This window comes from Paenibacillus sp. FSL L8-0333, assembly GCF_037965665.1.
Lineage (GTDB): Bacteria > Bacillota > Bacilli > Paenibacillales > Paenibacillaceae > Paenibacillus_AQ > Paenibacillus_AQ odorifer.
This window is the reverse complement of the sequence record NZ_CP150186.1, coordinates 2,392,731-2,418,013: the sequence shown is the minus strand read 5'-3', so window position 1 is coordinate 2,418,013 and position 25,283 is coordinate 2,392,731. Positions and strand designations below refer to the sequence as shown.

20 protein-coding genes and 1 riboswitch are annotated in these 25,283 nt (G+C 44.3%); of the genes, 6 read left to right on the top strand and 14 right to left on the bottom strand.

The genetic code is table 11. The annotated features are described in order from the left end of the window. Positions 1 to 60 precede the first annotated feature (60 nt). The 11 genes from NYE72_RS10585 to NYE72_RS10535 form a co-directional block, all read right to left on the bottom strand. Positions 61 to 945 carry a carbohydrate ABC transporter permease gene (locus NYE72_RS10585; RefSeq protein WP_094902792.1) on the bottom strand — a complete coding sequence of 295 codons (885 nt, stop codon included), beginning with the start codon at positions 943 to 945 and terminating at the stop codon, positions 61 to 63. Between the two features lie 21 nt (positions 946 to 966). Next, positions 967 to 1,923, bottom strand: coding sequence for an ABC transporter permease subunit (locus tag NYE72_RS10580; protein ID WP_036689353.1), 957 nt, complete (start codon positions 1,921 to 1,923; stop codon positions 967 to 969). Then, complete coding sequence (locus NYE72_RS10575) at positions 1,913 to 2,119, bottom strand: tautomerase family protein (protein WP_051491612.1); 207 nt, start codon at positions 2,117 to 2,119, stop codon at positions 1,913 to 1,915. Before NYE72_RS10575 ends, NYE72_RS10580 begins: the two co-directional genes overlap by 11 nt. Before the next feature lie 103 nt (positions 2,120 to 2,222). Beyond that, entirely contained in the window at positions 2,223 to 6,476 is a 4,254-nt protein-coding gene (locus NYE72_RS10570) for an alpha/beta hydrolase fold domain-containing protein (RefSeq protein WP_076100869.1), read from the bottom strand. Positions 6,477 to 6,550: 74 nt separating this feature from the next. After that, positions 6,551 to 8,104 carry an extracellular solute-binding protein gene (locus NYE72_RS10565; protein ID WP_076100870.1) on the bottom strand — a complete coding sequence of 518 codons (1,554 nt, stop codon included), beginning with the start codon at positions 8,102 to 8,104 and terminating at the stop codon, positions 6,551 to 6,553. A 16-nt stretch (positions 8,105 to 8,120) separates the two neighbouring features. Next, complete coding sequence (locus NYE72_RS10560) at positions 8,121 to 9,185, bottom strand: GDSL-type esterase/lipase family protein (protein ID WP_076100872.1); 1,065 nt, start codon at positions 9,183 to 9,185, stop codon at positions 8,121 to 8,123. 213 nt (positions 9,186 to 9,398) lie between these two features. After that, positions 9,399 to 10,760, bottom strand: a complete 1,362-nt coding sequence (locus NYE72_RS10555) for an extracellular solute-binding protein (RefSeq protein ID WP_176462630.1) — start codon at positions 10,758 to 10,760, stop codon at positions 9,399 to 9,401. Positions 10,761 to 10,976: 216 nt separating this feature from the next. Then, the gene (locus tag NYE72_RS10550; protein WP_076100875.1) at positions 10,977 to 11,687 is read right to left on the bottom strand and encodes a Crp/Fnr family transcriptional regulator; all 711 of its coding nucleotides are present in this window, start codon (positions 11,685 to 11,687) and stop codon (positions 10,977 to 10,979) included. A gap of 48 nt (positions 11,688 to 11,735) precedes the next feature. Further along, positions 11,736 to 11,918: a rubredoxin gene (gene rd / locus NYE72_RS10545; RefSeq protein WP_038569857.1), complete on the bottom strand. Its 183-nt coding sequence runs from the start codon at positions 11,916 to 11,918 to the stop codon at positions 11,736 to 11,738. A gap of 28 nt (positions 11,919 to 11,946) precedes the next feature. Next, positions 11,947 to 13,161 carry an FAD-dependent oxidoreductase gene (locus tag NYE72_RS10540; RefSeq protein ID WP_076100876.1) on the bottom strand — a complete coding sequence of 405 codons (1,215 nt, stop codon included), beginning with the start codon at positions 13,159 to 13,161 and terminating at the stop codon, positions 11,947 to 11,949. Positions 13,162 to 13,176: 15 nt separating this feature from the next. Further along, entirely contained in the window at positions 13,177 to 14,415 is a 1,239-nt protein-coding gene (locus NYE72_RS10535; protein ID WP_076100878.1) for an FprA family A-type flavoprotein, read from the bottom strand. 270 nt (positions 14,416 to 14,685) lie between these two features. Here NYE72_RS10535 and NYE72_RS10530 point away from each other — a divergent pair, with 270 nt between their 5' ends. Continuing rightward, entirely contained in the window at positions 14,686 to 15,702 is a 1,017-nt protein-coding gene (locus NYE72_RS10530; RefSeq protein ID WP_076100879.1) for a CapA family protein, read from the top strand. A 77-nt stretch (positions 15,703 to 15,779) separates the two neighbouring features. Here the strand turns inward: NYE72_RS10530 and NYE72_RS10525 are convergent, their stop codons facing one another. Both NYE72_RS10525 and NYE72_RS10520 read right to left on the bottom strand, forming a co-directional pair. After that, positions 15,780 to 16,943, bottom strand: a complete 1,164-nt coding sequence (locus NYE72_RS10525; RefSeq protein ID WP_256717037.1) for an NADH-dependent flavin oxidoreductase — start codon at positions 16,941 to 16,943, stop codon at positions 15,780 to 15,782. Positions 16,944 to 17,055: 112 nt separating this feature from the next. After that, the gene (locus NYE72_RS10520; RefSeq protein ID WP_036689342.1) at positions 17,056 to 17,904 is read right to left on the bottom strand and encodes a DUF6612 family protein; all 849 of its coding nucleotides are present in this window, start codon (positions 17,902 to 17,904) and stop codon (positions 17,056 to 17,058) included. 117 nt (positions 17,905 to 18,021) lie between these two features. Continuing rightward, a riboswitch (cyclic di-GMP riboswitch) is annotated at positions 18,022 to 18,113 on the bottom strand. Between the two features lie 313 nt (positions 18,114 to 18,426). On the opposite strand from NYE72_RS10520, the gene NYE72_RS10515 reads away from it, so the two are divergent. The 4 genes from NYE72_RS10515 to NYE72_RS10500 all read left to right on the top strand — a co-directional run bounded on the left by NYE72_RS10515 (position 18,427) and on the right by NYE72_RS10500 (position 21,674). Further along, on the top strand, positions 18,427 to 19,098 hold the full coding sequence (locus NYE72_RS10515) for a response regulator transcription factor (protein WP_038569850.1): 672 nt from the start codon (positions 18,427 to 18,429) through the stop codon (positions 19,096 to 19,098). Next, positions 19,095 to 20,162: a HAMP domain-containing sensor histidine kinase gene (locus NYE72_RS10510; RefSeq protein ID WP_038569848.1), complete on the top strand. Its 1,068-nt coding sequence runs from the start codon at positions 19,095 to 19,097 to the stop codon at positions 20,160 to 20,162. Before NYE72_RS10515 ends, NYE72_RS10510 begins: the two co-directional genes overlap by 4 nt. Positions 20,163 to 20,414: 252 nt before the next feature. Then, positions 20,415 to 20,948, top strand: a complete 534-nt coding sequence (locus NYE72_RS10505; RefSeq protein ID WP_339211763.1) for a hypothetical protein — start codon at positions 20,415 to 20,417, stop codon at positions 20,946 to 20,948. A 375-nt stretch (positions 20,949 to 21,323) separates the two neighbouring features. Further along, positions 21,324 to 21,674, top strand: a complete 351-nt coding sequence (locus tag NYE72_RS10500; protein WP_256717608.1) for a hypothetical protein — start codon at positions 21,324 to 21,326, stop codon at positions 21,672 to 21,674. A gap of 347 nt (positions 21,675 to 22,021) precedes the next feature. Here NYE72_RS10500 and NYE72_RS10495 read toward each other — a convergent pair whose 3' ends face one another. Continuing rightward, on the bottom strand, positions 22,022 to 23,476 hold the full coding sequence (locus tag NYE72_RS10495; protein ID WP_339211762.1) for a methyl-accepting chemotaxis protein: 1,455 nt from the start codon (positions 23,474 to 23,476) through the stop codon (positions 22,022 to 22,024). Between the two features lie 319 nt (positions 23,477 to 23,795). Between NYE72_RS10495 and NYE72_RS10490 the strand changes: the two genes are divergently transcribed. Further along, positions 23,796 to 25,232, top strand: a complete 1,437-nt coding sequence (locus NYE72_RS10490) for a DHA2 family efflux MFS transporter permease subunit (RefSeq protein ID WP_339212066.1) — start codon at positions 23,796 to 23,798, stop codon at positions 25,230 to 25,232. Positions 25,233 to 25,283 lie beyond the last annotated feature (51 nt).

Genomic DNA, 25,283 nt, shown 5'->3' with positions numbered 1-25,283 from the left:
GGATACCACCTTCCGATTCGTCTCGCTTAACGCGTTCCTATTCTACCACACTATGATAGATCAGGATTTGACGGATCCGACCATCATTCCTTTAACGAAATGGCGTTGAAGAAACGGGTAAATCATGATAATCGGAATAGTAGCGACAATGATAACAGCCATTTTAATGCCCTCAGGTGAGGTGTGGGCCAAAGAGCTATACACTGAGGAAGCCGGATCAATGCTGATATCGTCCGTCTCGAAGAGCTTCTTCAACATCACCTGCAGAGGCCATAAAGACGGCTTGTTGATATAATACAGAGCGCTCATGTACGTATTCCAGTGCCCGACGGCGTAGAAAATCCCCAATGAGGCCATTACCGGTTTGGACAACGGCAGTACCATGTTGACAATGATCCGCAGCTCGCCACACCCATCGATTCTAGAGGAATCTATCAGCTCCTGAGGCAGCTGCATGAAGAAGCTTCTCATCACGAAAAAGTTAAAAGCGCTGATGGCGCCCGGAATCATAAGTGCCCATAAGGAGTTCATAAGCCCCAAATTTTTTATCAGGATAAAATTTGGAATAAGAGGGGCGCTGAATACCATAGTGAACAATACCATCATGACGATGTATTTACGTCCTAGGAATTCCGGCCGCGACACCGGATAAGCGAGAGACGCTGTCGCAATCAGATTAATTGCGGTGCCCAGTACCGTAATATAGACGGAGACACCGAACGCCCGCCAAATGGAATGATCGCTGAAAACGTACTGATAATTGATCGCGGTAAATTCCTTTGGCAGCAAACCTACCCTGCCATTAATAATTGCTTCAGAGCTGCTAAAGGACTGGGCAATCACATTCAGAAACGGCAGAAACATAGCCAAAGCGAGAGCGGTCAGAAACAAAAGATTGAACACATTAAATAGATTCTGGCCGCGAGTATAGCGTACTCTCATCATCCCTACCTCCATAAAGAGCGATTAATACAGCGATTCACCGGTTGTTTTTTTGCTCAAAATGTTGCCGATGAGCACCAGAATGAGTCCAACTACCGACTTGAATAGCCCCACTGCTGTTGTATAGCTGTATTGCTGAGACAGCAGCCCCGCCTTATAGATATAAGTGTCCAGAATCTCCCCGTTCCCGGTATTAAGCGCGTTCAGGAATACCCATACCCGCTCGAAGCCAAGATCAAGAAATCTCCCGATATGGAGAAGGAACAAAATCATAATCGTCGGTATCAGAGACGGCAGTGTAATGGCTAAGGTTTGTTTCCAGCGCCCGGCTCCGTCTACTTCAGCAGCCTCATAAAGATCTGGGTTTATTCCTGCCAACGCGGCCAGATAAATGATCGTACCGTACCCGGAATCCCTCCAGATACCGGAACTGATCAAAATCGTGCGAATGTATGAATTTTCACCAAGAAAATAAATTGGTTCAAAGCCGAAGGCTTGTAAAACCTGATTCACAATCCCTGTTCCTGGGGAGAGGATACCCAAGGCGATACCGCTGACAATTACCCAAGACAGGAAGTGGGGCATATAAACCACCGTTTGCAAAAACCGTTTGTAAAACACAAGCCGAATTTCATTCAGCAGAAGCGCAAGCAATATTGGAGCCGGAAAGGCGAATATAAGATCATACAAGCCTAGAAGAATTGTATTGCTCAAGATTCTTCCGAAATCCTGGTATTGAAACATCGTCCTAAAGTGCTCAAGTCCCACCCATTCACTGCCTGTAAAGCCTTTAAAAATGTTGTAGTTTTGAAATGCAATAACTGAACCAGCCAACGGCAAGTACTTGAAAATGATGAAATACAAGATCCCGGGAATCGCAATCACATAGAGTGCTCTGAATTTCCACATGTTTAAAAGCAAGGATCTTTTCGTGTCGGCTTTGTAGTTAATAAGGTCAACCCCAGTTAACTTAGCTTTCATAACCGTTTCCTATAGATCCTGTTTTCAGCAGGTTCGCCGGAGCATTCTCATCCAGGGGAATTTCTTGAAATTCGACGGTAATAAATCGTTCATCCCGTTCAATAATTCGGGATAACTCCCGCGTGAATACGGTGACTATCTCCTCCTTTTGCTCACTCGTTCGGCCTTCGTACATCCTAATCTCAATATGTGGCATCGGCCTTCCTCCATTTCCTTGAATAGTGAATGAATCTAACCTCATTCTACCTACAATAAAGCGCTTGCAATATGGAGTTTCTATGAGTGAGCTTGTGTTTTCTTTAGGGTATATTCGGTAACGGCCAACCCTCTACTACCACATGATCATTTTTGAAATAATTGCGACTTATACTGTCAATAAGATTCCCCTGCAGGATGATCCCTTTTCCAGCAAGAAGTCGAATGCCGTTCGTATTACCAATCAGCGAATTTCCGATCAATTGAACGTCCTGCGGGTCGCCCGCTCCGATATCATTTGCTTTGCTGTCGCCGGGATCATGCTCAAGGGATACAGCCCAATAATTCGACGCAGTATTGTTGCGAATGATATTCTCCTTAATGATTGTACCTGGCCCGTTCAAAATCTGAATGCCTTTGGCGTCCTCTATATGAGTTGTATTTTCAATCACATTTCGCTCGATGACTGTATCCGGAGTGCCCATAGTTACATTGATTCCTTCTCTTGTATTACGAATCGTATTGTCATGGATATAGTTGCGCGGTCCTGACTTACTGTGATTGCTGGGTGCTGTACCCCCGGTGTTTCCCAGCCCGATCGCCGCGCCGTAGGGAATGTCACTAATCAAATTGCCGTATATCTCGTTCAAATATTCGAGTTCTCCATGCAGATCGATGGCATCCAGCTTTGTATTCATAAACTGATTGTTTCGCAGGACATTGTTATGGGCAACAAATTGGATCAGCGCCCCATGCCGCAAATAAGGGCCTTCGAAATGGGAGTCCTCCACAACATTCCAAACCGTGTCGTTCTCATACCCGTTGCGGTCCTGTTTGGCCATGCCCTGAATCGACACACCATAGCCAGCACCGCCCGGCCCTACATCTGTCGCATTTCGGAACGTGCTGCGGCGTACGACAATATCACGGCTGTTGTCGATACGCACACCCATACGTGAATACTTCTCTACAGTAACCCCATCAACCGTGATGTTGTATGACGGAACCTCACCAAAATTTGCGATGGTAATCATGCTGTCGGGACCACCTGCGTCCGGGTTGTTCACTTTATGATCCGTCGTGTAGACACCGTTCCAGGTAGAAGTCAATGTGAGGTTGGATATGGACAGATCATGCTGTCCGGATACTTTCATCAAGGTGCTGTTTTTCACCTTATTGAGAGATGTCTTGAGGATGGTTGTTGATTGATCCTCACCGCGAAGGTTTACACCTGACTTGAGCTTCAAATTGACAAGGGTATCCAATGTTGAGTTCAAATTATAAACCCCAGACGGCAAATAGACCTCATCGCCGGGCTCAGCACTGTTTATGGCAGCTTGAATAGCAATACCGTCATCTGTGTCGTTATCGGCGAGATCAGCATTATAGTCCAGCACGTTCAAGAGGCGCCCAGTGGTAGTAGGTGAGGAATGAACCGGATGCACCGTACCATCAGGTTCAGTTAATCCGGGAGCTGTGAATGGGATCGGTTCCCGGGGTGGATTAGGCGTGTAATTCGGAATGCTGGCTACAGGTGTATCTCCATTTGCGAACGGCGCATAGATGTTTACCTCCGATAAACTTGTAAACGCGCTGCCATCAGAATTCCCAAGACCTACGATGCGCACATATCTTGCTTCTGTGTCAGGAAGATCGAAAGGTTGCATCTCTATCGTCCTGAACATACTTGCACCAGTCCATATCGTAGTCCAAGCCAAACCGTCATTTGAAGTTTCGATACTCAATTGAGCCGTGCGCGTATCACCTTTATAAACGGCAATACCTAAATAACTGATCTGCTTCTCTTCGCCTAAATCGTATTGGATCCACGGGCTGTTACCTGCAGCGGACCAACGGGTGAACAAGTTATTATCGATGGTATTCGTTGCGATATTGCCATCGCTGTCGCTGGCTGTCACGTTTGCAATCGCATAAGGAATGATGGGTTCTGTAAGCGTTGACCGGGTAAAAGCAAGCGGTACGGATGTATTGCCCGACTGATCCACCGCTTCAACCTTAAAGCTGTACGCCGTGCTAGGGCTAAGCCCAACGACTGTATACGTTGCATCGTTAACATTGGATAACAGGGTGTTATCCCGGTATACGCGATAGGAGGCGATACCTTGATTATCGCTGGCGGCCGGCCATGAAAGTTGAATGAACTCTGTACCTATATTGACAGCCTTCAGAGAACTTCCATCCGGCCAGGAAGGTTTCTCAAGGTCACTTGAAGGTTCAACCGCTTCTTGAACAACAAGCTGTGGACGGGGGTTGCTGTTGCCATTAGCTTCTTTCGAATAGACATTGAGGGAAATTCCAGTGCTTGCCGTATCACCAAGCAGAAAAGCGATATTACCGCCCGATGCGGACAATCTGTCTCTGACAAACTCGGACACATCGATGCTGTAAACCTGTGGAGCTCCTGATTTGTCTGCCGTTACGGTAAATTTCCCACTTAACGAAGCAATGGTCAGATCCGTGACAGGCGCATTGCTCCAAGTCAGCTCCGATTCAGTCCAATTTGTATCCTTTAGGCCGAATAACGAAAGTTCGAGGTCCGCATTGGATGAACCCTTTTTGGCAGCAACATTAAAAATATACCTGTTTGCAGGATTGCTATATGAAGAGACATCAAATTTAAAATACACATATTTCTTGTTCTCGGCGCCAGACGAAATACTGAACAATCCATTGCTGCTGCCCGTCGCGCTATTGAAGTTTACAGTGGGCTTGCTACTGTCGATGACTGCATCGTCGCTCGGTGTCAGACTGGCTAGATCGCGGTATACAACCTCATCATCAGATGTTGTTGCCGTTCGATTCTTTACATATTGATCCATAAAAGCCCAAGCCTCGGCGCTTGCTTGCTCAGCCGCTTCGCCTATAAAACCGTGACCTTGTTTAGGTACAATTTTGACATCGACCACTTCCACGCCTGCATCCTTCAATTGATTGGAGAACGTAATACTGTCCGTGTATGGGATCGTTGCATCCACATCCCCATGGCGGATGAAAAAAGGCGGATCGTCCGGTGATGCGTAAGTGCCAGGCATGGCCAACCTTGCCTGGTCTGGCACAGAGAACGCGTCGTTCCCGCCTAAAAGCGCTTTCACGGATTTATAGCTATTAGCGAAATTTGTTGTAAAATCCGCTGGACCGTACAGATCGACAACGGCTTGCACTTGATCAGAATATTGCTGCCAACCGCCATTCCCCTCCAAATCCGGAACGTTTACGGTATGTCCAGTATCCAATGTGATTGTCTCGCCTGACTTGATGTCCCCAGTGGTACCGAGCAGTGAGGCCAGATGCCCCCCTGACGACGAACCCCATACACCGATCCGACTCGGGTCCAAATGGTATTCTGCCGAATGCGCGCGCAAGTAACGGATAGCAAGCTTCACATCCTGAATTTGCGCCGGGAATGGCGCTTCCGGGGTTAGGCGGTAATCCAGCGATACTCCGATATATCCTCGCTTGGTTACATAGTTGCAGATACTGGCAAGGGCTTGCTTCCGCTCCCCATGGTTCCAACCTCCGCCATGAATGTATACCATCACTGGCATCGGTGCATGAGGCGGGATCTTAGGTACGGCAATCGAAGTATAAATCGGCCGCGTTCCAGCGTTCCCAATCAGCACATCTTCAGACAGCTTAACGCCTTCAGGAACCACAAACGGCTTAGTTTCAACCGGTGTAGGGATTGGCACCGGTGTCTCTGCGGGCGGTATTCCAGGAATCGCTTGAGCTTTGAGGGCCACACTATCGATGTACATATTCGCGCTCATCAATTCCCCCACACGGACCCGGATCTTGACGTTCGGGTTGTTGTCAGCTCCGCTGCCCATGTTTTGGACTTTGAGTTGGTTCGGCTCACTGTTCTTTTGTTCCAGCGTCCCTGGGAGCAGCTTAAATTCCTCCAACGTTGTCCAATTTATCCCTCCGTCACCTGACCATTCTACGATGACGCTTCCTCCGATGTAGGAGGATGCCCGTGTATAATAACTCAATTGAAGATTGCGGTACCCCGTCGAATTCACTGGCAGCGCCAATGCATCCTTGCCATCGATTTTCACCAGATTCGGTACGGACGGGGCCGTGGACGAAACCGAAGTTTTCGCCATGCTGTTTCCTTCACCTTCCTGCAGCCAAGGCCCCGGAATGGTAACGCCACCGGTCGATCCAAAATTGTCAGGGTCATCGAAGTTTTCCTCGTAGAGCGTAACATAGTCATCGTTTATTCCGTCTGCATAAACTTTGGTAAGCGCTTGCATTTCCAAAGGCGAATATAACAAAGCCAACGCCAACAGTACTCTAATGCCCACTCGAAAAGCTTTCCTATATAGTCCGTTTCTCAAATGAATTCCTCCCTGACATGGTATAGGTAATCACAAGCATTATGGAGTTCAAACCTCTTTTGAGATGCAGCTTATTAATGTCGGGACAAAATTACACCGTCGTTATTGTTATAACGTTCTGTTGCTTCCTTGACGACGTCACTTCCCCCTTTCTGCAGCCATTCCTCCACCACCTTCGGATAGTCTGAGATCGGCTTTTTGCCGTATACCATATTGATCACATGCGTCAATATAACAGGCGGCAATTTATCTCCACCTGGAGTGATGTCCGGGTTTTTCTGATAGCCTTTTACTTGCGGTTCAAATTGAATCCCGTCGCGTCCCTCATTCGCAAGTACTGTGTCGTAGAGCTTCATCAAATCTTTTCCTTCGGGTGTGAGACTAAGCGCGCCTTTATTGTAGGTAGTATCCTGTACGAACCACAGCAGGATTTGACGGAACGTTTCCTCATCAGCTTCATCGGCTGTTTTCGGTCTGTTATAGTTAATATTTCCGTTCTCTACAGTGTAGTTTTCCCCTTCAATTCCGAAGGTAAAAAACTTTTCCGCTTCGTCACTAACCATCCAGTTGAAAAACTTGATGATCCCGGCAGGATCTTTCGCATCCTTGTTAATTAAATACGCTCGCGGCACCGTACCGACAAGACGAAGTCCCCCCTTACCGTCAGGTCCTGTGGGCGAGGCGATCAGCTTCATTTTACCAGTAGGCACCTGTTCTCTTAGCTGCTGATCCCATTGGATCAACAGGTTGGCATTCATGTTCCAGATACCCGCCTTGCCTGCAAGAATATCGTTCTTGAATTTCGTGGGATTAATTGTGACGAACTCTTTGTTTATCAGTCCTTCGTCGAACATTGTCTTGTACGTTTGGATCGTCTTTTGCATATTTTCGATATTCATAAATTTCGGGACAATTTGATCCCCTTGTTTCATAAAGAAATTGGCAAAGGTATCGTAAGATCCGAAGAACATATCCGAATATACAAAGTCCTCCCGGCCCATATAAGGATTCTCCACACCCATCTTCTTAAAAGCACGCATGACATTCAGGAAGTCATCGACTGTTTTAGGCTCTGGCAGCCCTGTTTGTTCCAAAAGATCCGCACGAATCCAAGTTGCCCGGCGTGACGGATTGGACAGCCATTCCGGAATCGCGTAGATATTACCTTTCGCATCGGTCTCCTTGTCCCATGCCTCCTTCGGAACTTTCTTGAGAAGATCTTGCCCATACTGCTCAAGCAATTCATTAAGTGGCATGAATACTCCAGCCTCCACGGAACCTGCCAACTGAGGGTTCGTCAGCCCAGAGCTTGCTTGCACGACATCCGGAATGTCGTTGATCGCGAACATTTGGATCATTTGGGAATCAAAATTTTTCTGCTGCATCAAACGGATGTTAAGATCTGTATTTGTAAGTTCCTCCAGCTTTTTGACCCATTTGTCATCATTGATATTCGGATGATTGTCTGCATACGAAATGTTTCCGCTCCGGAACGATATGGAGATAGCAGTGGTTTTTTCTGGACTCTCCCCCGCTTGCTCTTCTCCCCCCTTATTAGAAGAGGAACATCCATTCATAGAGGCGGCTAATAATGAAACTCCCACCATGGTAAGCATCCAACGCTTCATTTCCATCAACTCCCTATTACAAAATTTGGGACACGGCACTAGAATGACTAGAAGTTCGGAGGGGCTCGATCATGGGCCGCAACAGTTTTGCTAAATGCTCGCTCATTAGCGTGTGTCCATAATCGGAAGGATGAATCAGATCGGAGGTCAGCGAGGTAAGATCGCGCATGACTGATGCGCCATCCAGCAGATGTAGTTGTGGATGTTTATTGCTCTCACAGTAACGAAGCAGCACTTCGTTAAAAATCCCCTCTTGGACATGAAGAAGATGGCCTGCATCAAGAAAATACGTTGCACGATTCGGATAAATCGTAGTAACAAACACAGGTTTGTCAGGATGATTTTCGATAACCCGGTCCAGCATGTAAGACACTCTACGCTTGAATTCCTCGGGAGACACTACAGCACGCATATTGACACCAAGTTCCAGAAACAGAAAATCCCAATCCTCACGTTCAGCCAGATGATCGGCAACTACGTCCTCGCAATAACAAGATCCGCTAAGCGCAAGATTTAGCACATCCACACCAAGTCTGCGCGCTGTCTGCTGTAAGTAACCATTGAAATGATGCGTGGATCCCGCGCTCTGGCTGATGGAAGATCCATAGGCGAGCATCGTAAGCTTCGGTACCTCATCCAGTCTAGGCGCACGTACTTCACAACCAAAAGCATCCACATCGTAGAAAACAGCTCCGAAACGATCAAAATGCAAACGCCATACGTTAGAGGAAAATCCAGACTGATTCAGCCGCTTACTTGATACCTCTGTAAAACGTTCCGGCTCCTCCAAGTGCAGAGTGGTTACCGTACCCGCCTGCAAAAAATGCTGAGAATGAAAAAAATCCCCTCTGCATACCACAACTCGGCCGTTACTATCATTCGATCCGACAGTGACCCTAACATGCTTGGATTCGGTGACAAACCGCAATTCGCAGCCGTTCGATTGTATAGCTTTGGTTCTTCCTTTCTCTGACAAGCCATTGCGCACATGCTGTGGAAAACGCTGGAGATGCAATCCAGATTGATAGGGTTTATGAACCAGCTCCGAAACATTGTGAAAATAAACGCCTTCCTTTTCCATCTTTGCAGCTACACCACCTTAATAATAATGAGTTCGTGTTAACTCATATCTGACTTCTATTGCATCATATAATAATAATAAAAGTATAGTCAACATGTTTTTATGAGTCATATATGAGTCAATTATTGTGCGACAAACAAATACTTTAACATAACAAAAAGCACAGGTTCAGAATTGAACCTGTGCCGGAATTTTCAAAAAAACTTTCAGCCCTCAAGAGTGCTGAGTCTCCTGATTTACCGTATTCAATATCTCCTCAAGCCTGCGGCATAACTCGTCGTTGTCCAGTAGGCCTGATACAAACATCATGATATCGCGTTGGATCTCTTTCAACTGGCGGTTGCTTAAACCCAGCTCCGTGACCAGACGATAGGTAGGGAAGATCTCACGGTAAAGCTGAAACCGGGCCGGACGATACCCCACTTCCTCGCCTTCCCAATCCATCACCAAACGGTTGGCTGCAATATTCAGTGTCTTGCGCCTAATGATCAGTTGCGCCTCGTGTGAGGTGAGAAAATCAACGAGTAGCATGGATGCATCCTTGTTCTGTGATTTGCTGTTAACCGCCAGTCCATTTATAATCAGCAGCGTATCAGCATTTTGCAGCCGAGGCAATGGAGCAATATCGAATGCCAAATCGGATTGACGCAATTGATTCAAGAAATAATAGGTCGTCATTATCATGGACACTTTGCCTTGCAAGAACAAGGCTTCCGCATCCGCATCGCTCTCGGACAATACGGCTGGAAATACATCCTTCATGCCTATCAGCTTTCGGATGGTTCCTAAACTGTCGAGTAGCTTTGAGCCACTGAACCGGTATTTGCCTTCGTCATCCTGTTCTGCCGCAAACGTTGTGCCGCTTTGAAGCAGGAACAACGGCCACCGGTTACGAGAAGGCAAATAAAAATAAAAACCGTACCAGTCATGACCTTCTGCTACCTTTCGACCATTAGCGAACAAATCGTCCCAGGTCCAGCTACTGTCGGGTGGTGATACGCCGGCTTCCTTAAAGTGCTGTTTATTATAACAAAGCACAACTGGAGAATAAATGAAGGGGCGAACGCGATTACGGTCACCGTACCGGAACGGGTCGGAAAGAAAACGATACGTGTCCGGCTGTTCCTCCATCGGCTCCAGCAGCTCTGTACAGCCTTGCTCCAAAAAATCCTGGTAATTGTTATTATTCATCAGTACGACATCCATGATTTCCGATTGCAAATATTCTTTCAAAGATGTTGAGTAGTTTCCTGAAGACAACTCGAGCGGCTGAACGTCGATATGCGGATAGCGTTTGCCGAACTCATTCAGTAACTCTTGCATCTCTACAAGCTTGGGGATGGTGTTCACATATCCGAACTTGATCGTCGTTCTGCCTTCCTCTACCGGAGGGATGACCCGATTGCCAACACGCGGAATTTTCTCAATTAAGCCTTCATCCACCAGCACCTTGAGCCCGTTGCGCACAGAAGCGTTACTAAGTCCGAAACGCACCTCTAAGTCGCTTTCTGAAGGAAGATAACTGCCGATCGCTATACTTCCCGAACGAATTTCATGTCGCAAGGTTTGAATCATTTCCTCTAGCCTAATCCTGAAAAATTTTCTGCTATTCCTTTTCTGCATTGGGTTTCCTCGCCATCTTCCGATTAATCGAGCCCATAGGGACAAGTTTATATAGTATTCATCATACTGAAATCCTTTGGGAACGACAAGTATTCGGAGTCTGGCCCCATATAGCGTATGTTCTGCACCAACGGTGTCATACAGGACAGTCAATACACCGTAATCCTCTTAATACCCCATATAACTCTCCAAACCGGCTGGATCTATAATGATCATTTGCTTGTTTCCGATTAGCTCAATAAGACCTGAATCTTCGAACCTTGAGAATTTTCTGCTAATAGTTTCGCGGGTGACCCCAACATAACTGGCCAGCTCTTCACGAGACAACGGAAGGTCAATATGAATATGAGCGCCACGCTGCTTACCATATTTGTCGCTGAGTTCCATGATCATATAAGCAATTCGTATTTCGGGATCTTTGGTCGCCAGGCTTTGCGCCAGATTTTCCGTATGGGCTAGTCTTTTGGTCACACTCTTCAGTAGCCTGAGCGAAATATCCAGATTATCCCTCATCAGCTGCTCCATATCCGTTCGGGTCAGCATGCAAATGTTAGTGTCTTTCAGAGCATAAGCACTGAAGTTACTCAGCTCATCGCTGTTAAAAATGCTCAGTTCCCCGAAAAAGTCTCCATTCGTCAAGATGTGCAAAATTTGTTCCTTGCCCTCAGGAGTTGTTTTAGATAATTTAACATGCCCTCGCTGAATAATGTACAGCGTATCTGACGGCGCCCCTTCCAGAATTAAAGGTTGACCTTTAGTAAACTTACGATGCTTGATCATAGCGCTGATCCGGGAGAGATCGTCATCGCTTAACGCAGCAAAAATAGGCACCTTGCGGGTACAAGGTTCAGCAGCGTATCGGCAAGAATACTCCTTCATAACTGTCCCCCCTGTTGTTCATTTTTTTTGTACAACTTTTACTTTCCTTTAGGATACAAAAGTTTTTTTGTCTTCAACCGCTGCAAAATGACTGGTATCTTCACCGCATACCGGACAGACCCAATCTTCAGGCAAGTCTTCAAATGCGGTGCCTGCAACAACATCCTCATCGGGATCGCCTAATGCCGGATCATAGATATAACCACAGGGTAGACAAATGTATTTTTTCATCTTTATCATCTCCTAAAAAGTTAATAGTTTAGTTCAACCTGGTTTGTACTTCAGCCATAATCTCCTCGATGCTGCTCCCGTTAACAACGATCCCCTCAAGGGGGATGCCTTGCTCTACAGCGGTTTTATACCCCAGTGAAGCAGCTGCTCCTTGCCAGGATATCGCACCAATCATTGTGTTATCTTTCACATAGATTCGCGTATACGCCCCATTTTCTTCTCCGCTTACCACCGTATCGCAATACCGTTCATCCACGTTGCCTATCGAAAATAAAGAGATGCCAAAGGCGTTAAATAAGGTAACCGGAACAGCTCTACGATACGCAGTCAGATTGGCAACCATATTACTGCCGGCAATCCGGCCCTGCTCAATCGCTCCGCCCCACAGTCCTTCCACATGCCCGTTAACTTCAGCCACATCTCCGGCTGCGTACACATGTGGATCATTTGTTTGCATTTGTTCATTTACGATAATGCCCTGCCGGACTTGAATACTCGAGCCACTTACCAGTTCCGTATTCGGTACAATACCAATGGAGTAGACCACATGGTCACAGGAAAAATGAGATTGGTCGTCCAGCGTAATTCCGGTAACAAACTCTGTTCCTGTAATAGACGCCACATCTGCTTGAAGAATAACCTTCACACCTGCTTGTTCAAGGTTCTCCTTAAGTAGCTGTGAGGATTTCTCATCAAGCTGTCTGCCCATCAACCGGTGAAAAGCTTCGATCACCGTTACCTGATATCCAGCTACATGCAGCGCCCAAGCGGTTTCGATTCCCTGCACTCCACCACCGATTACGGCTACATGGCTGCCATCCTGCAGGTTTTCTTTCAATCTGTCCGCGTCGTTCATGTCCCGGAGGGTATGGACATTGTTCAGGCCGGAGCCCTCAAGGGAAAGTTCACGATTCTTCGCTCCCATACACAGTAAAAGCTTATGATAAGAAACACTCTGCCCATCTTCTGTCACAACAATTTGCCGGTCCGGGTGGACAGAACGGATTCGGGTCGAGGTTTTTACGGATATACGGTTATCGCGGTACCACTTTTCCTTTTTAATCAGCACCTTCTCACTGTGCAGGTCGGTAAACAGCCCTTTAGTCAGCTTAATCCGGTTATAGGGCAGTTGGCTTTCCTCCCCGAGGATCGAAATTTCCGAATCTGCGTCTTGATCACGGATGGCTTTGGCGGCATGGACGGCGGCTACTCCGCCGCCAACAATAACGTAATGTTTTGTCATCCTATGCTCCCCTCCCTAAAATGAACTCAGCAGCAAATCCGATACAAATTCAGCCGCATTTTTAATTTTTTGAACTTTCTCAGGCTCTTTCGGGGAAAACCTGATTCGTACAGGGAACTCTACATGTGTCATCCCCGTGGATTTAATAACCTCAGATGTGCTTTGCACCGTCATGTTTGTTCCATTCAGATAATCCTGAATGACTTCAATGGCTTCACCACTCCAACCGTAGGAGCCAAAGGCTGCAGCAAGTTTGCCTTCCAGATTCATATTGTGCAATTCTTTCAGAATGTTCTCCAGATTCCCAATCATGTCCGCGTATTTAGTGGAGCTGCCAATAAAGACCGCGTCAGCTGACGTTATGCTGTTCAGAATATCGGTGGCACTGCTTTTATCTGCATCCCAGACCTCTGTCTCAATATTATTTTCCTGCAAGCAATCCTGTATAATTTTGGCCATCTTCTTGGTACTGTTTTTGATGGTGGTATAAACGATGGTTGCCTTTTTTCCTTGCGTCGTTTCGCGGCTCAATGTGGCGTACATCCCGATATATTTACGTATGTCCTCCCGGATCACAAACCCATGGGAAGGAGCGATCATCCGGATCTCAAGATCCTTAACAGCCTCTAACAGTGTTCTTACATATCTTCTATGAGGATGTATAATAGCTGCGTAATAGCCCTGGAAATCTTCCGTAATATCAAACCCGGCTTCATCGCTGAATAGATTCTCCACCGCAACATGCGTGCTGAAAATATCACAAGGAAATAAGATTTGATCTTCGATACAATAGGTTATCATCGTTTCGGCGGTATGGAGATACGGTGTTTCTTTAAACAGCAGCGTTTTCCCGCCAATATCCAGCTTGTCTCCGTCTTTAACCACCAGGAAGTTCCGGCTATGAAGCTTGTACATTTCCTGCAATTCTGGAACAGCAATCTCGGTGCATACGATCGTGGCATTTGCAGCCTTGGCAGCGAGAGCTGCCAGTCCACCAGAGTGATCAGGCTCTGTATGATTAATTACAATGTAATGAATATCTAGAAGATCAATCATTTCACCCAGGCACTCGGCATATTCACGTCCGAATTCCATATCTACGGTATCAATGACAGTTGGCTTACCTGTTTTTAATAAATAAGAATTATAGGTAGTTCCTTTTGCCAGAATCAGGCGGTGAAACGGAACCTGGCGGTTATCGATTTTGCCTATCCAGTAAGTATCCTCGGCGATTTTTTTGAATTGTGTACTCATTTCTTTAACCTCCAATGTTTGATTGATAATGTTTATCAACAACCTTATTTTATTATGGTTGCCAAACAAAAAAGAGGATTTGAATCAAATTATAAAAGTTTGAAAAAAAATGAATACCTTAAATTTAGACGATCTAAATAAAGTGATTATGCGTTGGGTCACATTTTAAATAAAAAGCCACACAAATGTTTGCACTTCGCCTTAAAGAAAGAATAACCCATAACAACTTTATGCCATATCCTAATGAAAATAATAAAAAGGTGGATATCCATGACTGAAATACAAATAGCTGCTGTGGGAGATCTAATGGTCAAACGTTATATTATTTCGGATGCTAAACAGCCTGACGGAACCTATTCGTTCAGCCCCCTGTTTGCAAAAGTAGCTCCTTATCTAAAACAGGCTGATTTGACAATTGGCAATCTCGAAACCACCTTTGCTGGAAGTGGCCCCGAATGCCGGAAAAGCCCACGTTCAGGCGGTCCGATATTCAAATGTCCAGACGAACTGGCCCCTGCACTTAAGCAAGCCGGATTCGACGTATTAGTAACGGCCAACAATCATTGCATGGATTATGGTGCCCCGGGTCTGGTTCGGACGTTACGAGTTCTAGACCGTAATGGAATCGACCACACGGGAACAGCTAAATCATTAGAAGAATCCAAGAGAACTCTTATTAAAAACGTCAAAGGAATTACGATCGGCATCCTCTCCTACACAGCAGGAACCAACCGAATTCCTGTACCAGTGAGTAAGCCATGGCTGGTTAACCGGATATCTACGCCCAAAATCATTCGGGAGATTCGAGATTTAAAAAAGAAAGTCGATCTAGTCTTGCTTTATCTGCATTTCGGAAGCGAATACCGTTACACTCCAAACAAGAGGCAAAAAGAGCTGGTCAATCTCTTCTTTAAAAATGGCGCCGACATCATACTGGGGTCTCACCCACATGTTCTACAACCGTTAGCGCTTCGTGGAAAAAAACAATTCGTTATTTACTCATTGGGGAATTTTGTTTCGACTAAACTAATGAATATTCCTTATACACAAAGCGGTATCATTCTTACGCTTAAAATAAAGAAGGATGAAAAAGGACACACGAGTATAACTAACGTAGGTTACATTCCGACTTGTGTAGATCGAAGAATAAAAAGCGGCAGGAAAATTACAGAGATCATCCCCATCCGCGACGCATTAAAGAGAAGCGACACCGACATAAAAACAGAACGGCGAAATCTCATGAATCGAATGTTGAAACATACGACAACAATCTTAAAGAGGGAATAGAGTCGTTACAGAAAAATAACGTTCCGCGGAATTACCGCGGAACGTTATAGATATAGCGCTCAAAACTGTGTTTGGGTTTAGCGTAAACGATCAGGCATCATTAATTTAAGGAATTCTAGAATACCATTCTCTACTACGAGTTCTTCTCTATCTTGATCAGCAAGTACTCTTCTGATGATATCTTCTTTACCCTCCAGCACTTTACTTGTCCAATGAGGATCAATGATAAGAGAACGTCCTACTGCTACTAATTCAGCATTTGTCAACGTGTCCTCTGCGTCCTGTTTGGTACGGATATCTCCGACCCCAATTAAAGGTACACGGCCATTGATTTTCTCATGTACATATTGCAGGATTGATTTTTCTTTAAAATCTTCTGATGCAGATACTTTCTTAAAATCCCCTAATGAAATATGCAGATAATCTAGCTTTTTATCAGCTAATTTATCAATAAGATAAAAGGTATCGGTGATTTTAATTCCAGGCTCTTCATATTCTTCTGGAGAAAAACGATAGCCGACAATAAAATCCTTAACCTTTGAATTGTCAACGACAGCAATAACTGCATCCACTAATTGGTTAATGAAATTAAATCTTTTCTCTAAGCTTCCGCCCCATTGATCATCACGACGGTTGGAGTGTGGAGAGAAGAACTGTTGGACTAAATATGTGTTTGCTCCATGAATTTCTACCCCGTCAAATCCAGCTTGAATAGCACGTTGAGTCGCTTTTTTAAAATCCTCAATTACACCGAAAATTTCATCTTCTGTTAATGCTCTTGGAATTTCTGCATTCGGACGTTCGGCAGCAATGGCGCTGGAGGAAACTGGTTGTACGCCACGTAGTATTTTTGAATCTGTCATTCTTCCTGCATGGAATAGTTGTAAAATAGCTTTTGTTCCATTTCGTTTAATAGTAGATGCTAATCGGCTAAGGCTAGGAATAAATTGATCGGAGGAAACACTAAGTTCACCTTCCCATCCTTTTCCACCCTCTTGTACATTTGCTGCCGCAGTGATGACCGCACCTACTTCGCCCGTTCTTAGTGAATAGTATTTCAATTCATCTTGTGTTACTACACCGTCATAAAAGCTCATTCGCGTGGTCATTGGAGCCATAACCACTCGGTTTTTTAATGTCAGTCCTCTGCGAAAAGTTAATGTTGTGTCTAGTGCTATCATCTTTTTCCCAACTTTCATTAAATTATATTTAAACAAAATATTATATACATGCGCATACATATAAATTACAGCAATGATTTATTCTTGTCAACTAATAAACAACTACTGTTGAATACAGCAAAAAGCACTGTTCAGCGGAACAGCGCTTTTTGCTCGATATGAATCGTCCTTATTATTCTAGTTCGGCCGGTTTTACAATGGCTGTACCTTTATTATTCTTGGAGTATTTAGCTTCAATTTTCGTGGTGTATGTATCTTTTGCTCCATCACTTACCAGCACATAACTCAGATCGACTGTCAGCTTTTCCGTTTGCCAGGTCTTAGTATTGACGAATAATTTCCACGTTACGCTTTTGGGTTGAACTGTCTCACCATCCCAGAGGTTCTCCTGGTCATAGAGTTTGATTATCCCCTTAGCTGCTGTCGGATCGGTTACCGTGAATTGTAAGACCGTTTGTGCGCCAGCCGTGCTGACTTTCATGGATTTTTTATAACTTTTGACCGAATCAAGCATGGAAACAGGATCGTATTGGCCTTTAGAGTAAAAGGCATCCCATTCCGTTTTCTCCAGTCCAAGCCAATACTGTGCATCAGGATCGATCGGCTCCCCGTCATCGTCGTAACCTTCATCTTCAGATTCATCGATCAGTTCACTTCCGTCTACAAGATAGTAAAACTCCTTGTCATTGGCATATAGACTGTACGATGTTTCTAAAAGACTACTAGCGACAGTGCCTGCTGCGGCAAAATTCGGCAGACGGTTGATATCCAGCTTCAGAGTGTTGGTGTTGCTGATACGCACCCCGCCGCTTTGAATATCCTGTTTTTTGGTCACATCCAGATGGAAATTCTTTATTGCTTTGGAGGCTGCCGTTACTTTGCTGATCATCTGATCCGCGGTTACTACTGTTGAGGTAGCTGCAGACACTACTCCTGGATTAGACATCCATCCGATCGTTCCGGACAGCAATAAAGCACCTACTGCCAAACTAGTACCTATTGTTTTGAAAAAACTGTTCATGTACTTCCCCTTTCGGCCCCTTGCGATAATGTAACGCCGTATAGGTCGAAATAATAAAAGAGCTCAAAATAGACTACATATTCTTAGAGCTATCCTTTATGCTTCATAAGACATCCCTATGGCGGCCTGGCGATCATTTCCTTCTGTCGAAAGGCTTTAGACCCATGGCTTTGTGTCATCATCTTTCGATGATTTTACCTTTAACGCGGACATTCAATTAGTTTTAATAGATTAGGGACGCATGTCCCACCGCTAATTTTATCATGGTTATAATTACCTGTAAACGACTTATCTTCCATTCGAATTCGCTATGATACTCAGAAGAAATACTAAAGTTTTGCATTTTTCCAATTCGTCCAAGTTTTCCAGATATCTGAGGTTCAGCTGAGTTATACTATCAATCCGTTTCGGTATATCACTATGCTATGATAAGTATGTTTTTTAGTTTCTCTATCCATCCAAACATTTTCTTAACATATAACTCTTATAATTATTTTAGTTTTCTTAGAAAGGATGATTTTCATGGTTAATATCCTTGTTGTCGAGGATGATATAAAGCTTAATCAAATTATCTGCACCTATCTTTGCAATAATGGATACGACGCTAAAGGGTGTTTAAACCCACGAGAAGCATATGATTTGATGTATAACAGCCTGTATGACCTTATCATCTCAGACGTTATGATGCCAGAGATTGACGGCTTTGAATTTGCGGAAACGGTTAGGGCTATTAACAAAACGATCCCCCTTCTTTTTGTTACCGCTCGTGATGATATTTCCTCAAAACAAAAAGGGTTTCGCGCTGGAATTGATGATTACATGGTCAAACCGGTCAATATGGACGAACTGGTAATGCGTGTGGGCGCTTTACTTCGACGTGCAAATATTGCCCACGAAAAAAAACTGAGGGTAGGAAGTCTTATGATGGACGCGGATGATATGACAGCAACGGTAAACGATGAGGAAATCCCTGTGACGGTACGGGAATTCAACATACTCTACAAAATGCTTTCCTACCCCAAACATACCTTTTCCCGTGCCCAGCTAATGGACGAGTTCTGGGGCATTGGCAGCGAAACCAGCCTGCGTGCCGTAGATGTATACATCGTCAAACTTCGCGACAAGTTCTCTTGTTGTGTGGACTTCAAGATCATGACAGTGCATGGGCTTGGCTACAAGGCAGTGCTGCAATGAGTAAGAGGCAGGAGCAGCATGCCCGGTTCAAGTCCAAGCGTTTTTCATGGAAAGAGTTTTTGTGGACCTTTATTGTGCTGTCCACGCTAACAGCAGGTCAAGCACTTATATACGACGCCTACATTTCAGTAGAACGCGTTCCAACTCAATACATCTTTGGAATCACTGGATATTGGATCATTGTTGCCTTCATTTTTTGCCTTGTCACCGCACGGCAAAAGTACATCGCCTTTGATAAACCCATGCGTAAACTCAGCGAGGCGGCAAACCAGGTAGCAGAGGGAGATTTTTCAGTCTATCTTGAGCCGCTTCACAGAGCGGATAAAAAGGATTATGTAGACGTGATGTTCGAGGATTTTAATAAGATGGTTGAAGAACTGGGCAGTATTGAAACCCTCAAAAATGATTTTATATCGAATGTATCCCATGAGATTAAAACACCATTATCCGTCATTCATAGTTACGCAATGGCATTGCAAACTGTTGATTTGTCGCCAAAACTTCGAACGGAATATACTGAAACTATCATTTCGGCCTCCCAAAAATTAACGACACTGGTGATCAATATTCTGAAGCTAAACAAATTGGACAATCAGGAGATTAATCACGTTGCAGAGCCCTATGATCTGTGCAGGCAGCTATGCGACTGCGCCCTTACTTTTGAAAATTATTGGGAAGAAAAGAACATCGAATTTGTGGCGGATATAGAGGACCGTGCTATCATTCATGCCGACGAAAGCATGCTAGAGATCGTATGGCTTAATCTCCTCTCCAATGCTTTGAAATTCACACCCCCTGGCGGTAGCATCACCTTATCGCAGACTTCAGATGAAGATACAATTACGGTTATGGTATCAGATACTGGCTGCGGAATGGACGAGGAGACGATGAAACATATTTTCGATAAATTCTATCAAGGCGATACTTCTCACTCCGGGGAGGGTAACGGCCTTGGTCTTGCTCTTTCACTGCGTGTTATTGAACTAGTCGGTGGAACCATATCTGTTAAGAGTGAGCTACGCAAGGGCACGACATTCACAGTCCAATTAAAAGCTGAGAAATAAGTAATTCCCTTAAACCATAATTCATTATCTTGATAAGATCAAAAAAAGCAGTCTGAATTCGCAAAACGAATTCAGACTGTTTTTTTCATTAAACAGAAATACACCTCAATTCCAGTTCATTACGATTCTTCAATTAATATTTTATAAACAATTTGCAAGCAATTCATAAATATATCGACGGTAAAATGATCACATCAGGTGAGGCAGCAATTGTTCGACAAATTAACTTTTTAAAATAAAGGAGAAATTATCATGAGTGAGATCACAAGAAATGAATCTAATTTTATCGGCTATGAGTACAAAGATATTACAGTAAAACGCAAAATGGAGTCGGTATATACAAACGGATATAACAATTTTGGCTGGACGCTGGAAGGTACTTCAACCTCAGTTCAGAATGTTGGTTCCGTAACCATAAAGTTCAAGCGGGACCGCAAGATCCGTAATAAAGTTGAACTGACCCGCCTGCAACGCCAGTTTGACGCCGCTGTTGCCGAAATTGAGACACTGGAGAGTTCCAAAGTCATCGGTGCTTCTGTGGTTGCCTATGTTATTGGTGTTATTGGAACATCGTTTATGGCTGGTTCTGTATTTGCTAATCAAGCTGACATGCTGCCGCTTTCTATAATTCTAGCAGTCCCCGGTTTCGTAGGCTGGATCATCCCATATTTTCTCTTCAGCAGTATCAGCAAGAAAAAAACGAACAAGGTAGCGCCTCTGATCGATCAGAAGTTTGACAAGATTTACGAGGTGTGTGAAAAAGCTAATGCTCTACTAGGAAAGTAAGACACTGATACGAGATTCTGAAGACCCATTACAACATGAAGGGAGGAGATAAATATTAAGGATTTACTTGACCGCAACCTGTTAGATTATCAAGACCGAGCTGCCGTAACAAACGTTGCTTCACTTATTATTAATGCTTTGATGGGCATCGGCAAGTTGATCCTCGGTCTCTATCTCCTTTCCGGATGGTTCATCATAAACGCGTTGTATTACTTAATCCTTTGTGCCGCAAGAGGTCAGGCACTGTATAAATATACAGTGGCCAAGAATACCGAGGACCCCGAACAAAGATATAATATAGAATTTCATGTCTATCAGCGAAGTGGTGCTTTCCTTTGTCTTCTAGGAATCACTTATCTGTTAGTCTGTATGAGGATGTACTTTGTCGGTGATGTGATAATATTCAGAGGTTACATTGTTTATCTGGTAGCAACTATTGCTTTCTCCAAGCTTGGGTTTGCCATTTACGGAACTATGGCTAACCGGCATCTGAAAGGTCCTATTGTCTCTACGCTGAAAATAATTAGCTTTATAGATGCAATGGTTTCCATTGTGGTGACTCAATACACTCTGCTTTTGATGGAAAAATCCGCTAATGCAATCAGCTCCAGCGCATTGTTCGGGATGGGATGCAGTGTTTTATTTTTTCTTCTAGGGATTTACATGCTGCTAAAAAAGAAAAAGATTCCACTTCCAGAGGGTGTACAACAAAGTGAAGTAACGTGAAATTGAAACCCCAAAAATGATCAGTGAGACAATGATTAGTGAGACTGAGCCTCACATGAGGAGTGAATAAGGAATGGTTAGAGAGTTTATTGTCCTGTTTGTTGGCTATCTCATCCTCAGAGAGTACTTTAATCATGCCTAGTGTTTGCAACCTTTGTGATTGCTAATAATTAATATCTGTGTAAGAAAAACAACTCGTTTATTAATGAGTTGTTTATTTGTTTACAGTGAAACGGAAGCCTTCACTAAGTGAGGAGGCCTGCAATTTCTGCTGGGAAATCGAGAAAAAACCGTTCCTTGGTAAAATACCGAGAAACGGCCACAGTTTATAGCTACCTTAAATAGTTCTACTTCGACCTATTCTCAATCAGTTGCTGCAACCGAATACTTGAGCTGTTGATACTGCCGATAAATTCGTAAATGATATCGATATTTTTCTCCTGTTCCTGAGTCGTTGCCAGCATCTCTTCCGTTGCCGCAGCATGCTTTTGGGAGATATCAGAGATATTCTCAACTTGTACGCTCACTTGTGAAAAGATTACACTCACATGATCGGTCATATCCAGTTCGTTTGCTATGAATCGATCAATACGCTCAAATGCAGTCTTAATGCTGTCGAAGCTTTCGAGTACTTGCCCGCTGATCGTCTCTCCTTCTTTAACAGCGATAATACCATTATTCGCCTTCTCAACTACAAGCTGCGTCTTACTTTTGATATTGTTAATAATTCCGTCGATTTGCTTAACTGTATTTAAGCATTGCTGAGCTAGTTTTTGGATTTCTTTGGCTACGACAGCAAACCCCGCACCGGCATCTCCAGCCCTTGCGGCTTCAATATTAGCGTTTAAAGCTAGCAGATTAGTTTGATCAGAAATCTGGTTGATCGCACCCAGGAAAGTATTTACATCATCCATGCTTTGGTTTAATTCCTCGACTGTGGTCAATGAGTCCGTTACCGCTGTGTTGATAATGTTCATTTGTTCGCCCATTTGATGAATCCTGTCTGAGCTTTGGCGGACTACTTGACCAGTAGCTTCCGAGGTGCCGGCCAGACTTTGGGACAACTGGTTGATTTCGGACATCTTCCTATCTGCCTCATGCATCATTCCGCTGATATGAGTGATGCTTTCCGACTGGTCTATAATTCCTTCCGCTACTTCCTGGATATTCGCAGTTATCGTATCGCTGATATCCTTTAAAAATCCGATATCGTTATTGCAATGCGCGATATCGACATTTAACCCGGATGTGTTTTCATGAATAACACTGACCATTTTATCCATCGCCGCCAAAAGCTCTTGGGCTTCGGCCTCTTTGCGAAGAGATAACTGGATCAAATCGGAACTTCGTTTACAAACAAAGTATAAAGCCACAATAGTCAGTTCAATAAAACCTATGGTCATAAAGAAGGTTGTATCGAATTGATGATGTTCTGAATAATAGATTACGAAATACGAAAGATTATACATCCCGCCAAAACCATAAAGCAAAGCTTTGTTTAAATACAAGGAAACCACGCAGAGTACAACCACGATCAACATTCCCGCACCGGGCGATTCTATATATGGAATGGTACATGTCAAAATGGCAACTACTAAAATGACTGTAGTCTGAAGCTGATATTTCTTTTTGAAAATAAAAAATGTGACAAACAGCAGTTCCAGCAAAAGTGAGAAAACCACCTCCACTCTTACCTGATCGCCACCAAGAAAAAAACAAAATCCGATCAAAGCAAACCATAAAATACTTGCAATAATTTTGTTGACTTTTGCTGCGTAGGCCTTCAAAAAACTATCATTCATTAACATTCCTCCAAGCATTCTGTGCTGTAGTCTGTTTATCTGATGCTGCTCTATTATCTTGTACAGATGTTAAATAAATGTTAAACAAGTCGTGGTTATTAGAATTAATATCTCATTAACAAGTGCCTAACAACTCAGCAACATTTTAAGTACACACTGAGGATGTTGCTTGAGAAGTTGCGACACAGAATTGGTGGCGTTATGCCTATAAGAGGACCAGCAACTGATTGTAAATAAAGATTTGAAAGGATGTAGTGGAGTGAGTAGAGAGAGAGAAGTAAACATCAGTACCTTAAGAAAAGGACCCATTTTGTTCGTAATGATTTTCGGCGCCTTTCTTGCGACGTTGAATCAGACGGTAATGGGTGTTGCCATGCCAGAATTAATGAATGATTTCAATATTTCTGCTGCAACCGCTCAGTGGCTAACAACTGGTTACATGCTGGTGAACGGTGTGTTGATCCCGATTACAGCTTTTTTAATGCAGCGTTTCACTACCCGCCAGCTTTTCCAGACTTCCATGTTCATTTTCCTGACTGGAACGATCGTTGCGGCCATCGCGGCAAGCTTCCCGGTTCTGTTGACAGGACGTTTGATTCAGGCAACCGGCGCAGGGATTATCATGCCACTGCTCATCAATGTCATTTTAACGCTATTCCCTCCTGAAAAAAGAGGTGCTGCCATGGGCACGGTCGGATTGGCCATCATTTTTGCCCCTGCGATCGGACCTACTCTGGCCGGATATGTTTTGGAACATTACAGTTGGGAAACCATGTTCTATGGAATAATTCCACCCACTGTCGTTGTTATTGTCTGCGGATTTATATATTTGAAAAATGTATCGAAACGCTCCTATCCCAAGCTTGATATGATTAGTGTCGCCCTATCCACTATCGGATTTGGATCTTTGCTTTATGGGTTCAGCCGGGCTGGCAGCGCGGGGTGGACGAGTGCGGAGGTGCTCTTGGCTCTTGGTGCGGGCACCCTATCCCTTGGTTTATTTATTTGGCGGCAGCTGGCTTCTCACAACCCGCTTCTTGATCTCCGGGCCTTCAAATACAATATGTTCTCCTTAACCACCGTTATAAGCATCGCAGTTACAATCGTGATGTATGCAGATATGATTTTGCTTCCTCTGTACCTTCAGAGTGCCCGCGGCTATTCGGCTATGGAGTCGGGCTTGCTTCTGCTTCCCGGCTCGCTTGTGATGGGACTACTCATGCCAGTCACCGGAAAGCTGTTCGACCGGTTCGGGGCAAAATGGCTTGCCATCATCGGTCTGCTAATAACAATCTCCACGACTCTAAGCTTTATTAACTTAACGGACTCAACTAGCTACATCTATCTGGTTTTCATGTCAACAGGCCGGCAGATCGGAATGGCAATGTTCCTTATGCCTATACAAACTGCAGGATTAAATCAATTGCCGGCTAAGCTTAATGCACACGGAACCGCCATTTCCAATACCGTAAAACAAGTCGCCGGCGCTATAGGTACTTCTTTGCTTGTAACTATCATGATGAGCCGTACCGCGACTCATATGCAGAAGCTGATGGCGACAAATGTCGCAAAGAGTGCAACACAGGATCACATGATGATGGAAGCTACCATCCAGGGCATCAATGATGCCTACCTCGTTATTGTAGGAATTGGCATCCTTGGTTTACTACTTTCCTTCTTCATCAAACAAGTTGGACCTTCAACCGGGAAGAAGTCCGAAATAAAGTTAAAAAAAATTATCGCCAAAAAAGCCTGAGTTAAAGTATATTACGTAAAAAAAGCATAAAACGGATTCAAGTCCGCTTTA